Here is a 13,346-nt window from a genome sequence, read left to right as displayed (position 1 = left end):
ACATAAACCATGAGCAAAATTATTGGAGAGTCCTTGAAAAATATCCCTTGGCAGGACAAGCCCGCCGGTTTGAATGCCCCGGTCTGGCGCTATTCAGCCAACCCGATTATCGAACGCAATGCGATCCCTAATTCCAACAGTGTATTTAATTCCGCTGTGGTTCCGTTCGAAGGCAAGTTTGCCGGTGTGTTCCGCTGTGATTCCAGATCCGTGAGCATGGATATTTTCGCCGGATTTAGCGAGGATGGCGTGAACTGGACGATCAATCACGAGCCGATCGTGTTTGAGGGAGATCCTGAAATCACCAAACGGGAATACCGTTACGACCCTCGGGTGGTTAAGATCGGGGAACGCTATTATATTACCTGGTGCAACGGGTATCATGGCCCAACCATCGGAATCGGCTATACGGAGGACTTCAAAACGTTCCACCAGCTGGAGAACGCCTTTCTCCCATATAACCGCAACGGGGTGCTGTTCCCGCGCAAAATCGGCGATTACTATGCCATGGTCAGCCGTCCCAGCGACACGGGGCATACGCCATTTGGCGATATTTTCTACAGCGTAAGCCCGGATCTTACGTTCTGGGGAAAACACCGTTATGTGATGGGGACAATTAACGGGGATGAGTCGGCTTGGCAGTCGAAAAAAATCGGCCCTGGCCCGGTTCCGATCGAAACGGACAAGGGTTGGCTGTTGATTTATCACGGTGTTATCAATACCTGCAATGGCTTCGTATACCGCATGGGCTGTGCTCTGCTTGACCTGGATGAGCCATGGAAGGTGATCGCCAGATCCCGCAATTATATCCTCGGCCCGGAGACGATGTACGAATGCGTAGGCGACGTGCCAAATGTCACCTTCCCATGCGCAGCTTTGACGGATGCCGATACCGGCCGGATTGCGATCTACTACGGCTGTGCCGATACGGTGACAGGACTGGCCTTCACGACGGTGGATGAGCTGCTGAGCTATATGGAAGAGTACCCGCTGTGAGCTGAAGGTTGGTTGCGGATATAAATCGTTAAAGGGAAGGCAGGTAATCGGACATGGAGAAAAGAAAAACAGCGCATATCATTTCCCATACCCACTGGGACCGGGAGTGGTATTTGCCTTATGAGAAGCACCATGTAAGGCTGGTGCAGCTTATTGATGCCTTGTTGGACAAGCTGGACGGAGATAGCGAATTCCGCAGCTTCTATCTCGATGGACAGACGATTATTCTGGAGGATTACCTCCAGGTTCGCCCCGAGAACCAGGAACGGCTGCAGCGACATATTACCGACGGGCGTCTGCTGATCGGGCCCTGGTATATTTTGCAGGATGCTTTTCTGACGAGCGGGGAAGCCAATGTGCGGAACATGCAGATCGGGCATCAGGATGTTAAACGTTATGGCGAGGTGGCCAAAATCGGCTACTTCCCGGATACGTTCGGGCTGGTAGGCCAGACGCCGCAGCTCATGCAGCAGTCCGGGATTACGAACGTATTCTTCGGACGCGGCGTGAAGCCGACCGGGTTCAACAATACCGTATCGGATGACGGTTATGAGTCTTCCTTCTCGGAGCTGATCTGGGAAGGGCCGGACGGCTCCAAGGTGCTCGGCATCCTCTTTGCCAACTGGTACTCGAACGGCAATGAAGTGCCTGTGGACGAAGCGGAAGCAAGAGCGTTCTGGGATCGCAAGCTGGCGGATGCGGAGAAATACGCCTCGACGAGCGAGCTGCTGTTCATGAACGGCTGCGACCACCAGCCGGTACAGCTCGATTTGCCGGAGGCGATCGAAATGGCGCGGAAGCTGTACCCGGATACGGAATTCATTCATTCGAATTTCCCGGATTACCTGCAGGCGGTGGAGCAGGCTGTAGACAATCACAGCCTCTCGACCGTCAAGGGCGAGCTGCGCAGCCAGCGCACGGACGGCTGGGGCACGCTCGTTAATACGGCATCGGCCCGCGTCTATTTGAAGCAGATGAACCAGAAGGGCCAGGCGCTGCTGGAGAAGGTAGCAGAACCGCTCGCTTCGTTCGCCCAGGTGTTAGGCCAGCAGAAGTATCCGCATCACTTGTTTACCTATGCCTGGAAGACATTGATGCAGAATCATCCGCATGACAGCATTTGCGGCTGCAGCGTAGACGAGGTGCACCGGGAGATGGTGACGCGATTTGAGAAGAGCCGCCATGTCGCGGAGGCGATCATCGACGATAGCAAACAGGCCATTGCCTCTGCGGTGGACACCTCGGCCTTCGCTTCCTATGGCGAAGATGCGCTGCCGCTTGTAGCGTTTAACACGACAGGCTGGGAGCGGTCCGGCACAGTCAGCATAGAGCTTGATGCCGCGCGCCTGTATTTGCGGGAAGGCTTCACGCTGGAGGAGACAGCTCGACGGATGAAGGAGGTCGACCTTTCCGGCCGCGTGCTTGTGGACGATCAAGGAAATCCACTCGATGTGACAGTGGAGGATCTGGGGCTTCTATTCGGCTATGATCTGCCGGATGACAAGTTCCGTCAGCCTTATATGTGCCGGCGGGTGAAGCTGACGTTCCTGGCGGAGCAGGTGCCTGCGCTCGGACTGCGTGCGTATGCATGGGTGCGCCGCTCCGCGTCTGCTGCGTCAATCTCCGGTGCTGCCGCTTCGGGCTTCGGTTCTGGTTTTGGATCTGGATGTGGTTCTAATTCTGGTTCTTCAGGTTCCGGTTCGTCCTTACTTCGCAGCGAGCGCATGATGGAGAACGAATGGCTTCGGGTTGAAATCGCGGACGACGGATCGTTCTCGTTGACGGACAAGGCAACTGGCCGCGTCTATCGCGATCTTGGCGTGTATGAGAATACGGGGGATATCGGGAACGAGTATATGTACAGACAGCCGGAGGGTGAAACAGCGCTGACGACCACAGGACTTCAGGCTGGCATCTCCGTACTGGAGGATACGCCATACCGTGCGTCCATCGAGATCGTGCATGATTGGGAGGTTCCGGCTTCGGCCGATGCCACGCTCGACGAGGAGCAGCGTGCGCTCGTGTACTATCCAGAGCGTAAGGCCCAGCGCAGCCGGGAGACCGTCAGCTTGAAGCTGCGGACAATCCTGTCCCTGGAGCGCGGCGGCAAGGGGGTTCATATCGAGACGACCATCGATAACAAGGCCAAGGATCATCGGCTGCGGGCATTATTCCATACGGATTTGTCCGCTTCCGTGCACCGCGCCGACTCGATGTTCGAGATACCGGTACGGGACAATGTGCCGGCACCGGAATGGGTCAACCCGAGCAATACCCAGCATCAGCAGGCATTCGTGGATGTGAGCGACGAGGCTGCTGGAGCAGGCTTGACCGTGGCCAATCTCGGCTTGAATGAATACGAGGTGCTGCGCGACGGCCGCAATACGATTGCGATCACATTGCTGCGCAGCGTGGGCGAGCTTGGCGACTGGGGCCTGTTCCTGACACCGGAAGCGCAGTGCCTTGGGGAGCACACGGTTCACATGATGCTGATCCCGCATTCCGGGGATGGCATGGCGTCTGGCGCTTTTGCGCAAGCCTACCAGTTCCAGGTTCCGTGGACGCTGTGCCAGACCGGGGTGCATGCTGGCACGATCGCATCGACCTATGCTCCGTTCCAATGGGAAAGCAAGGAGCTCGCGTTCTCTTCCTTGAAAATGAACGAGGAGACGGGGGATTTGCTGCTCCGCTGGTACAATATGAGCAGCCAGCCGTCCGAGCTCACGCTGTCGTCGGGGATGGACCAGAAGTTCTTCTATAAGACGACGATTCTGGAAGAGCTGCAGGAGCCGCTATCCGGCAATGCCGCGGGCGGATTGTCTATGCTGGTCGGGCCCAGCGAAATTGTGACTGTGGGGCTTCGCCAGTAAATTAGGCTCGATGCCAGAAATAGTAGCCGAAGGCTCGCACCGCACGCAGCTCCAAGTGCGCGCGGTGCGCTGCATGACGGCGGCTCGGCAGTATCGGCAGTATCGGCAGTAAAGGTGAAGGGAAGTTGGAAGCAAAGATGAGGCCAAAGGTTAGGAGCTAAAGCCAAGAGCCGAGAGCTAAAAGCTGAGAGCTGAAGGCCAAAAGCTGAGAGTTGAAGGGTAAAAGCTGAGAGCTGAAGTCTAAAAGCTGAGAGTTGAAGGCCAAAAGCTGAGAGTTGTAGTCTAAAAACTGAGAGCTGAAGGCCAAAAACTGAGAGCTAGAGGCTGAAAGCCGAAAGCTAGAAGCCCACAGCTGAGAGCTAAAGGCTAAGAGCCAAAAGCCCAAAAGGCAAAAGCCAGGGTCACCAAAGGCTAGGGTCCTGAAGCAAGCGTGCAGTTTTCCAAGCATGTCCCCGATCCGCACTGGCGCACAGGATAACATGTTGTTAGAGACTGCTCCTAATTCATAATGTGAGACTGTTTCCATGCCTTCAGGTAAATGGAGACAGTCTTTTTTTGGCTGCTGCATCTATAAGAAATTGACTTTGAAGTTTACAGCGAGTAATATGGAAAACGAATAAAACAAAATGTTTTCCTTATTTTATAGTTGAAAAGTCTGCAATAAAGCGGCTAAAAAAAGGAAGGTGTGCAGCCATTGAGAGAGTCCATCATTCAAGCGGCCGTTACCGAAATTGGTTATAAGGGACTGAAATTTTCGATTCGGGATGTTACTGCACGGCTGGGCATAAGCACGAAGACCTTGTATCAGCATTTTCCGTCCAAAGACGCCTTGGTAAGTGCAGTCATTCAGCAATCCGTTGAGGAGATGCGGGCGATTGAGAGGCAGATTCGGGAGGATGCGGCGTTGAGCCTGCGGGATAAACTGCGGCAGTCGCTTGTCGTTTTGCCTGGCGGCATGGGCTTTAAGGATCTGCGCATGCTCGATGAGCTTCGCATTGGATACCCAGAGGCCTGGCAATATGCAGACAGGTACGTGCGCGATGGCTGGGACGGCATCAGGCTGCTCGTTGAGGAAGGGCTGCAGAGCGGGGAGATCAAGCCGTTTAACTTTGAGATTTTTGTCCAAATGTATGTCGGCTCGCTGTACCAGCTCACAGAATATGTATCGGCATCGCAATACGATGGTCTTTCGTTTCAGGAAGCATTAAACGGTATTGTGGATATTTTACTGGGTGGCATTACCAAGACAGCGGAGCAGGAGTAGGATTAGGGCTCTCACTTAGCAGTATATATTGATACAGTACATGCCGGTGCTGTACATGCCGTACGTTCCGTTGAAGATCAGCCGTTTTGTTGTTGTGTAATAAATTTTTTAACAAAGAAGGGGTTTACTAGTTATGGCATATATTTGGCTCGGGCTTGCAATTGTGTTTGAAGTGTTCGGCACAACCTCGATGAAAATGTCTGAAGGCTTCACCCGATTATGGCCCTCCATTGGCATGGGAATCTTCTACGTGCTCAGCTTCTCCTCCTTAAGCATGTCGCTTAAAAGCCTGAATGTCGGCACCGCCTATGCGATCTGGTCGGGACTAGGCACGGTGCTGATTGTTACCGCCGGGGTGTTCCTGTTCAAGGAGCAGATGACCTGGTTCAAAGCGATCTGTCTCATGCTTATTATTGCAGGTGTAATTGGTCTTAATCTGGCCGAAGCTCCTAAGGGCTCTACAGAGTCCTCCGGAGGGACGGATGCGGTGAGCAGCTATCAGCGATAAGTGCGATCTTTATTATATCCGGTTCATGTACAAAATCCCCTCCGGCCAGCAAGGGTATGAAGCCATCTGTGTTAAGCAGACGTCTTCAATTCCCTGCTGACCGTGAGGGGATTGTCGTTATTGGAACGCGCTGAATGCGGAGGGTTAAAATCAGACTTCGTTCCAGATGCGTTTTACGTTGTCGAAGGCGATTTTCGTGGCTGCCCGGCATTCCTCCATGCCCTCGTATTCGATGGACATGTAGCCGTTGTATCCGAACGCCTTGATCAAACGCAGTATCTCATACAAGTCGAGATCGCCATGTCCTGCGATGGCGCCGCGCAGGTAGCTGCCGCCCGTACTTGTGAACCAGCCTTCTCCCGGGTTGCGGTACGAAGGGCGGATGTAGAAATCCTTGATGTGAATCATGGAGGCATATGGCAGGTTGTTTTTTACGGCAGCCACCGGATTCTCGTCGACGCATACGAAGTTGCCTACGTCGAGCGTTGTTTTGAAGTTCGGGCGGTCTACCGCATGGACAAGCGCTTGAACCCGGTCGCTGGCTTGAACGTAGTAGCCGTGATTCTCCACGCTCGTCGTAATGCCATACTGCTTGGCATGATCGGCAATGCGCTGGCACGCTGCGGCTACTCTCGCCAGGTCTTCATTGAACCGGGCAATGGAGGTGTCCGGGCGGGAAGCGACGTCATGGCGCATCAACTTGCCGCCCAGGCGATGAACGCGGTCTACCTCGCGAATGATCCGGGCGATTTCCGCCTCGTACTGCTCCTCCGTCTCCGTGATAAAGTTGCCGCCGATGGCATAGTTGGAAATGTCCAGACCAGCGGCTGCGGCCTTCTCGCGGATTTGATCCTCCAGCTCAGGATTCGCCTCAAAGTCAAAGCCGAGGTTAGGGACGATTTCGATGTGGCTGGCGCCGATTTCAGCGGTCCATTCGATGACGTCCCCAATGGTCATGCTGCCGGCATGCATCGCTTGATATAAGCTGTAAGAGCTGATTCCCAGTTTCATAAGGATGACTCCTTTGCGGTAAGTTTAGTAGGGTGGGATTCTTGTATTTAAAATAGTCTTGATTAGCCTAGCCCCGGTAGGAGCGAATGAATTCGACGGCCTTGCGGATATCCTCAGCCGGGTTATGGCCGACCTCGCGCTCAATGGTCAGATAGCCCTTGTAGCCGACCTCCTGCAGTGCGGCAAAATAAGCCGGGAAGTCAACCGCGCCTTCGCCCAGCGGCAGCTCCTCAAAGGCCGCTCCAGAGGAGGCCATCTCGGCGATTTTCTCGTGACTCATGGCGCCGTATCCGAGGAAGCCGTATACATCTCTCGGATCCACCGGGCGAAGTCTCCGTCCGTCTTTGACATGGGTATGGACCAGGTAGTCCTTGAGCAGCTTCACGCCTTCCACGGGATCATCGCCCGTCACCATCACCATGTTCGCCGGGTCAAAGTTGACCGAGACGCCGTTCGTGCTCAGCGTATCCAGGAAGCTCTTCAAATGCGCGGCCGGCTCCGGCCCGGTCTCAATGGCGAAGTAAGCGTTCATGCTCTTCGCATATACGCCAAGCTCCTCGCAGGCCTCCTGCATGGCAGTGTAGATGCGTCCGTTCTTATCGTCCGGGACGATGCCGATATGCGTCGTAACGACGGAGCTGCCAAGCTCGACGGCCAGGTCGAGGATGCGCTTCGATTTCTCGATTTTCTCCGGATTGGCCTCCGCATCCTGGAAGCCATGCCCGGCCAGGTCGCCGCATAGGGCGGATATTTCCAGCCCGAGCCCGTCTATGTAGCTGCGGAGCTCCTTGCGCTTGGCTGGTGTGAGTACGGCGGGATCCATCTCGCCGGATACGGCGTAAATCTGCACCCCTTCCGCGCCGACCTCCTTCGCTTTTTTCAAGCCTTCCATTACGCCGACCCCAAAGCTGTCTACAATGACACCAATTTTATTGTTTAGTTTCATCTAACCTTCGCCTCCTTGTAATACAGTTATGAGAAAATACATCCTTCCAGCAGGCAGCAATCAACAAGCCGGCTGTCTTCGGACTACATTGTGATAATAAGTCGGCCTAGAAATGAATTTCGCGGCCTTCTGCAGCAGACTGATAAATTGCGTTCAAAATTTTGATCATCTCTACGCCGTCCTCTACCGGACTGTTCGTTTCGATCAATCCGAGGCAGCTGTCGACAAAATGATTGATTTCGCGATTGAAGGCTCCCTGGAAATCAAAGCCTGGCGTAGTGATCTGCGGATCGATGTTAATGATCGTGTCATGGCGCTCCGTGACGATGGACAATACGGGCTCGATCTCGGCACCGCCTTTGTCGCCGTAGATGTTGATCTGGGCCGAATTATCCTTGGCGTGCAGCGAGAAGCTGACATCGACCATGAGGGAGGCGCCATTCTCGAAACGGATGAGGGCGTTGGCCATATCCTCGACGGTATTTAGCGATGCATCGTAATCGGCGGCCTGGTAGAACTCGTAATTTTGAATGTTCGAGCGGTTGCCCAGCTTGTTGTATGTGTTGCCGCTAACAGATTTGACCTTCGGCTTGCCCATCAGGTACCAGCACAGGTCAATGGCGTGAACGCCGATATCGATCAGCGGCCCGCCGCCTGAGCGCTCGCGATCGGCGAACCATCCGCCCGGGTTGCCGAGACGGCGGATCAGGCTGGCTTTGGCGTAATAAATGCTGCCGAGATCGCCGGCATCGATGAATTTCTTCAGCACGGCAATGTTGGAGGCGTGGCGGCGCACATAGCCGACCTGCAGCAGCTTGCCGGTCTCGCGCACGGCCTGTTCGATTTGCAGCGCTTCGTCTACAGTTTTGCATAGGGGTTTTTCACAGAGGACGTTCTTGCCCGCCCGCAGTGCGGCGATGCTAATCTCCGCATGGGAGTTGTTCCACGTGCAGATGCTGACCGCCTGTACCTCCGGGTTGGCCAGGAGCTCATGGTAATCGGTGTATGCGTGTGGAATATTGTATTTTGCGGCAGTGTCGCGTACTCTGTCCTCGTTCAAATCGCAGACGGCGATCAGTTGTACCTTCGGGTTGGCTTGATAAGCCTGCAGATGGGATTCCGAGATCGATCCGGTACCGATAAGGCCAATTTTCAGTTCACTCATGTGTACGCTTACATCCTTTCGATTATCTGTGCGGGTTTCAGCGGAAACAGACAGGACGTTTCAACACAGATATGTTATATTTATTCATATTTATTTAATTCACACTTAATTTAACATAGTTATTATATGGGGAGAATGTATAGGATGACAAAATACATGGACTATATGATCAGTTCTCATCCCATCCGTATTTTCAATCCGATGGTGGATGCGAGCAGGCAGAAGGTCAAGTCTCTCAGCCTGGTAAATGCCGGTCATTTGCCGGGAAGAACGATGCAGCGGAGCCAGGCCAATTTCAAGAATTGGGCCTTTGTGATGGTTACCGGCGGGAGCGGTTATTATCAGGTTCATGGCGGAGAGCGGCAGCAGGTGGAGGCGGGCAGCTGGTTCTGTCTGTTTCCCGGTGCCGTATTCGATTATGGCCCGCATGCGGAGGGCTATTGGGATGAGTACTATTTCACCGTAAGCGGCAGTAGAGTCGCCGAGTGGCTGGAGCATTGGCTGCCTAATCCAGGTATGGTCAAGCGGGCTTCCTTCGACGATTCGCTCATCCACCGGATGGAGATGATGTTCATGCTGATCGACAGCGGGGTGCCTGCCAATCTGGATCGGGCCGCGCTGATGCTGGAATCCTTCCTGTATGATCTGGTATCGCAGCCGGATCGCCGGGATGCGAACAATCGGGAGAGATTCGTGCTGAAGGTGATCGAGGACTTGTCACAGTCGCTGCATACGGCTCAGGAGCCGGCGCAGATGGCGGCGCGGCATCATATTTCCGTGTCTACGCTGCGGCGTATCGTCCATGATTACACGGGCTATCCTCTGAATGAGTTCCTGCACCGGCTGAAGGTGGCGGAGGCCAGGAATATCCTGCTCAATACGGAGCTTACGGTGAAGGAAATCGGCGAGGCTCTGGGGTATAAGGATACGTTTTATTTTTCCCGGGTATTCAAAAGAATTACGGGCCTCTCTCCAAGAAGCTATCGCAACAGGGGCGGTCAGTAGCGCAGAGGTAGTAGTGGAGGCGGTAGTGCAGGGGCAGTAATGCAGCAGTAGTGCAGGGGCGGTAATGGAGAGTAGTAGCGCAGAGACGTATGCAGAGCAGAGGCAGTGTGGAGGGCAGTAGCTCAGGGGCGATAGTGTAAAGGCGGTAGTGCAGGGCAGTAGCTCAGGGGCGGTAGTGTAGAGGCAGTGTGCAGGGCAATAGCGTAGAGGCGGTAGTGCAGAAGCGGTATGGGGGCGGTAGCGCGGCAATAGCGCAGAGGCTATATGCAGGGCAGTAGCGCTGAGGCGGTAGCGAGGCAATAGTGCAGAGCAGTAGCGCAGAGGCGGTAGTGGAGGCAGTAGTGCAGAGGCTGTATGCAGGGCAGTAGTGTTGGAGGTAGTAATGCAGAGGGAGGGCGTTTGGGGAGAGGCTTCGTAGTATGCTGTTAGTGCGCGCTGTTTTGCAGGCGGGATTCTTTCGTGATAAATGCTCCAACTCTCGCACATATCACTGAATAGGTCACTCAGAAATTGAGGGGGATCGTCTTCCAGAGGCGCGAGTAACCAAGTAACCAAGTAACCAAGTAATCAAGTAACCATTCATTGATCATTAAAAAGCGGAATGTATTTTGTACACCTAGTTAAGCTGCTTTATCAAAAAATGCTTGCGCTAAATGCAGAACTGGACTTCTGTCAAGAAAGTGGACACCTATTAAGTGAAAGTTTATGCCGTCTCCTTCTTGAATTGCGCAGCAAATTGAACCGGCGACAAATAGCCGATTGAACCGTGGATTCGTTTGCGGTTGTAGAAAAATTCAATGTACCTGTAAATGGTCTCGTAAGCCTGTTGTTTGGTCTTGAACTTCGTTCTGTAGATGAGTTCTTTTTTCAAAATGCTGTGAAATGACTCGATACAAGCGTTATCATAGCAATTCCCTTTACGACTCATGCTAACCTTCATGGAATATGATTCAATCTTGTCGCGGTACTCCTTCGATGCGTACTGTGAACCGCGATCGGAATGGTGAAGCAATCCTTTATCTGGTTTTTTCGCATCATATGCGGCTTCTAGAGCATCTAAGACAAGTTCTGTAGTCATCCGGCCGTAAAGCCGCCAACCCACGATCTCGCGTGTGCACAGATCCATCAGACTAGCCAAGTACAGCCGTCCTTCTCGGCAGGGGATGTAGGTAATATCCGCAACCCACACTTTGTTCGGTTCAGATACGGCAAAGTTCTGGTCCAGCTCGTGGGGGGGAAAGGGTGAGTCAGGATTGGAATCGTGGGTCTGCACCTTAAATTTACGGGAGACACAAGAACGCAACCCCAGTTCTTTCATGTAGATGCTAACTGTGCGCTCCGCGATCTGGATACGTTCTTTCCACAGCATTCGGGTAATCTTAGGACTGCCGTAGCGTTCCTCGGAGTCATGAAAATGATACATGACCCTCTCCAGAACCTTCGCCTTTCGAAGTTTCTGCTCGCTAGGCAATGCCTTTTGCCACTTGTAGAAGCCACTCCGAGACACTTGTAAAACCTTGCACATCTTCTCCACCGGAAACTCGGAGCGATGTTCTTTGATGAATTGGAACCTCAGTTCCTTTCTTTGCTGAAGATGTGCAGCGCCTTTTTTAATATAGCGAGTTCTTCCTGGAGATCTTGATTTTCCCGCTCCTTCTCTTGATTCTCCAGTTCCTTTTTACGCAGTTGTTGTTCGAGTTGACGCACTCTCTCCGGTGTGACTAAAGATTCCAGCTGGATATCATCACGGTAAAGTGCTTTCCAGTTATGCAACACACCCGCAGATATACCGAGTTCTTCGGCCAACTGCGACATTGACTTACTTTGCTCTAAAATATACTTCACTGTCTGCTTCTTAAACTCTTCACTGTAACTATTACGTTCCATCCGGACATCTCTCCCTTAAGGATTATTATCTAGGTTCACTTAAGGACTGTCCACTTTTTATTCTAGCTGCAAACATACAGTTAGTTTGCCTGATTGGAGCAAAATCGTCGAAAAAGCTTATAACTAAATGTAGGTTTTGCAGTTAGTTCACTTCAACACGGCTAAAAACGATGAACTACCTGCATGAAATAAATCTAGTTACCTGAACGCTGAGTTATCTGGTCCTTGAGCATCTAGGTATAGTCAGTACAGATATAAATTTGTATCTGAGCATCTAGAGAAGTCATAAATCTGTGTCGCGATCATCTAGGAACGTCATAACATCCGCTGACCATTTAAAGGCGGAATGTATTTTATACAGCTAGTTAAGCTACTTTATCAAAAAATGCTTGCGCTAAATGCAGAACATACAGTTAGTTTGCCTGATTGGAGCGAAATCGTCGAAAAAGCTTATAACTAAATGTAGGTTTTGCAGTTAGTTCCCTCTAACACGGCTAAAAACGATGAACTACCTGCATGAAATACATCTGGATACCTGATCGCTGAATTATCTGATCCCTGAGTATCTAAGTATAGTCAGTACGGTCATAAATCTGTACCTGAGCATCTAGAAACGTCATAAATCTGTGCCGCGATCATCGAGGTGCAGTCATAATCAGAAGTTTAATTTATTGGAGGAAGAGACTTCACTTTTTATAGGGGCTGTGAGGTTTTGCAGCATTTTAGCAGTAGAGCAAAGCAGGGTGAGCAGGGGAGAACAGGACAGAGCAGAGCAGGACAGAGCAGAGCAGGGCAGAGCAGCAGGGCAGATGGGACAGAGAGTTGGGGAGATACCTCGCGGTATAGCCATTGAACGAACAAGCTAGAAAATATGCTATAGTAGTTAAGCTGTTCAAATAGTAAGAGCAGTTTTGGAACAACGCAATTGTACCTTGAACGTAATTGTACTGTGTAAATAAAATGAGTTAGCAGAGATGGGAGTGGGCGTCATTATGACGATCCGTGAAGCTGTAGAAAATGAATTCGTGGATGCTTCGATTGCCAGAATCGGCAGGGAAGCTCTGTACCTATATACGCCGTTGTGCGGAACGTGCATACTGGGTGAGACGATGCTGGATATCGCGCTGCAATCAGGCGGCACGATGCCCGTGTCGAAGCTGAATATCAATTTTGCGCCCCGGCTGCGGAATGATTGGCAAATTACGAGCGTGCCGTGCCTGGTTATACTCGAGCAGGGCAGGCCGGTGGCGAAGGAGTATGCGCTGCGTTCGGTCGTAGATGTGCATCAGTGGCTTCGGGTTTAGCGGATGTCGGGTTTAGCGAAAATCGAGTAGCGAACATCGAGTAGCAGACGTCAGGTTTAGCAAATATTGAGTTAGCGGACGTCGAGTTAGCGAACATCGAGTCTAGCCAACGTCGAGTTAGCGGACGTTGGGTTTAGCGGATATCGGGTTTACCGACTTCGTTCGGGTTTAGCGTTGGCCTTAAGGCAGACGGTCTAGCGGCTGATCCTCAAGGCTCGCCTTGGCTAGTCCTCAAGCCTCGCCCTGGCGAGTCCTCAAGGCTTACCCTGGCCGATCTTCAAGGTTCGCCTTGGCTGATCCTCAGCTAAAGCCGCTTGCCTTATGGACTATTTTGATGAATGCATGGATGATCTTCCCTTTTCAGGCATAGGCTAAACACACGGCGGAAAA

At 52.4% G+C, this 13,346-nt stretch carries 11 protein-coding genes; 6 read left to right on the top strand and 5 right to left on the bottom strand.

Going from position 1 to position 13,346, the window contains the following annotated elements; genetic code table 11:
* Window positions 1–9: 9 nt before the first annotated feature.
* From BN2762_RS10235 to BN2762_RS10215, 4 genes are all read left to right on the top strand, one after another.
* Window positions 10–996, top strand: coding sequence for a glycoside hydrolase family 130 protein (locus BN2762_RS10235; protein WP_055106905.1), 987 nt, complete (start codon window positions 10–12; stop codon window positions 994–996).
* Window positions 997–1,049: 53 nt separating this feature from the next.
* Window positions 1,050–3,866: an alpha-mannosidase gene (locus BN2762_RS10230; RefSeq protein WP_055106904.1), complete on the top strand. Its 2,817-nt coding sequence runs from the start codon at window positions 1,050–1,052 to the stop codon at window positions 3,864–3,866.
* 694 nt (window positions 3,867–4,560) lie between these two features.
* The gene (locus BN2762_RS10220; RefSeq protein WP_055106902.1) at window positions 4,561–5,130 is read left to right on the top strand and encodes a TetR/AcrR family transcriptional regulator; all 570 of its coding nucleotides are present in this window, start codon (window positions 4,561–4,563) and stop codon (window positions 5,128–5,130) included.
* A 133-nt stretch (window positions 5,131–5,263) separates the two neighbouring features.
* The gene (locus BN2762_RS10215; protein ID WP_055106901.1) at window positions 5,264–5,638 is read left to right on the top strand and encodes a DMT family transporter; all 375 of its coding nucleotides are present in this window, start codon (window positions 5,264–5,266) and stop codon (window positions 5,636–5,638) included.
* Window positions 5,639–5,788: 150 nt separating this feature from the next.
* Here BN2762_RS10215 and BN2762_RS10210 read toward each other — a convergent pair whose 3' ends face one another.
* The 3 genes from BN2762_RS10210 to BN2762_RS10200 form a co-directional block, all read right to left on the bottom strand.
* Window positions 5,789–6,649: a sugar phosphate isomerase/epimerase family protein gene (locus BN2762_RS10210; RefSeq protein WP_055106900.1), complete on the bottom strand. Its 861-nt coding sequence runs from the start codon at window positions 6,647–6,649 to the stop codon at window positions 5,789–5,791.
* A 67-nt stretch (window positions 6,650–6,716) separates the two neighbouring features.
* Window positions 6,717–7,595: a sugar phosphate isomerase/epimerase family protein gene (locus BN2762_RS10205; RefSeq protein ID WP_055106899.1), complete on the bottom strand. Its 879-nt coding sequence runs from the start codon at window positions 7,593–7,595 to the stop codon at window positions 6,717–6,719.
* 106 nt (window positions 7,596–7,701) lie between these two features.
* Window positions 7,702–8,760: a Gfo/Idh/MocA family protein gene (locus tag BN2762_RS10200; RefSeq protein WP_055106898.1), complete on the bottom strand. Its 1,059-nt coding sequence runs from the start codon at window positions 8,758–8,760 to the stop codon at window positions 7,702–7,704.
* 144 nt (window positions 8,761–8,904) lie between these two features.
* Here BN2762_RS10200 and BN2762_RS10195 point away from each other — a divergent pair, with 144 nt between their 5' ends.
* A complete protein-coding gene (locus tag BN2762_RS10195; RefSeq protein WP_055106897.1) occupies window positions 8,905–9,765 on the top strand; it encodes a helix-turn-helix domain-containing protein in 861 nt (286 codons plus the stop codon).
* 703 nt (window positions 9,766–10,468) lie between these two features.
* Here BN2762_RS10195 and BN2762_RS10190 read toward each other — a convergent pair.
* Entirely contained in the window at window positions 10,469–11,326 is an 858-nt protein-coding gene (locus BN2762_RS10190) for an IS3 family transposase (RefSeq protein ID WP_230202607.1), read from the bottom strand.
* Between the two features lie 11 nt (window positions 11,327–11,337).
* Window positions 11,338–11,652 carry a transposase gene (locus BN2762_RS27640; RefSeq protein ID WP_055105575.1) on the bottom strand — a complete coding sequence of 105 codons (315 nt, stop codon included), beginning with the start codon at window positions 11,650–11,652 and terminating at the stop codon, window positions 11,338–11,340.
* Between the two features lie 992 nt (window positions 11,653–12,644).
* On the opposite strand from BN2762_RS27640, the gene BN2762_RS10175 reads away from it, so the two are divergent.
* Window positions 12,645–12,956, top strand: a complete 312-nt coding sequence (locus BN2762_RS10175) for a thioredoxin family protein (protein WP_055109903.1) — start codon at window positions 12,645–12,647, stop codon at window positions 12,954–12,956.
* Window positions 12,957–13,346 lie beyond the last annotated feature (390 nt).

This window comes from Paenibacillus ihumii, assembly GCF_001403875.1.
Lineage (GTDB): Bacteria > Bacillota > Bacilli > Paenibacillales > Paenibacillaceae > Fontibacillus > Fontibacillus ihumii.
The sequence above is the reverse complement of the archived record's forward strand: the minus strand, read 5'-3'. Positions and strand labels throughout refer to the sequence as shown.

Coding starts and splice junctions, on each gene's coding strand:
- BN2762_RS10235 (WP_055106905.1), top strand. CDS start 10: ATGAGCAAAATTATTGGAGAGTCCTTGAAAAATATCCCTTGGCAGGAC.
- BN2762_RS10230 (WP_055106904.1), top strand. CDS start 1,050: ATGGAGAAAAGAAAAACAGCGCATATCATTTCCCATACCCACTGGGAC.
- BN2762_RS10215 (WP_055106901.1), top strand. CDS start 5,264: ATGGCATATATTTGGCTCGGGCTTGCAATTGTGTTTGAAGTGTTCGGC.
- BN2762_RS10210 (WP_055106900.1), bottom strand. CDS start 6,649: ATGAAACTGGGAATCAGCTCTTACAGCTTATATCAAGCGATGCATGCC.
- BN2762_RS10205 (WP_055106899.1), bottom strand. CDS start 7,595: ATGAAACTAAACAATAAAATTGGTGTCATTGTAGACAGCTTTGGGGTC.
- BN2762_RS10200 (WP_055106898.1), bottom strand. CDS start 8,760: ATGAGTGAACTGAAAATTGGCCTTATCGGTACCGGATCGATCTCGGAA.
- BN2762_RS10195 (WP_055106897.1), top strand. CDS start 8,905: ATGACAAAATACATGGACTATATGATCAGTTCTCATCCCATCCGTATT.
- BN2762_RS27640 (WP_055105575.1), bottom strand. CDS start 11,652: ATGGAACGTAATAGTTACAGTGAAGAGTTTAAGAAGCAGACAGTGAAG.
- BN2762_RS10175 (WP_055109903.1), top strand. CDS start 12,645: ATGACGATCCGTGAAGCTGTAGAAAATGAATTCGTGGATGCTTCGATT.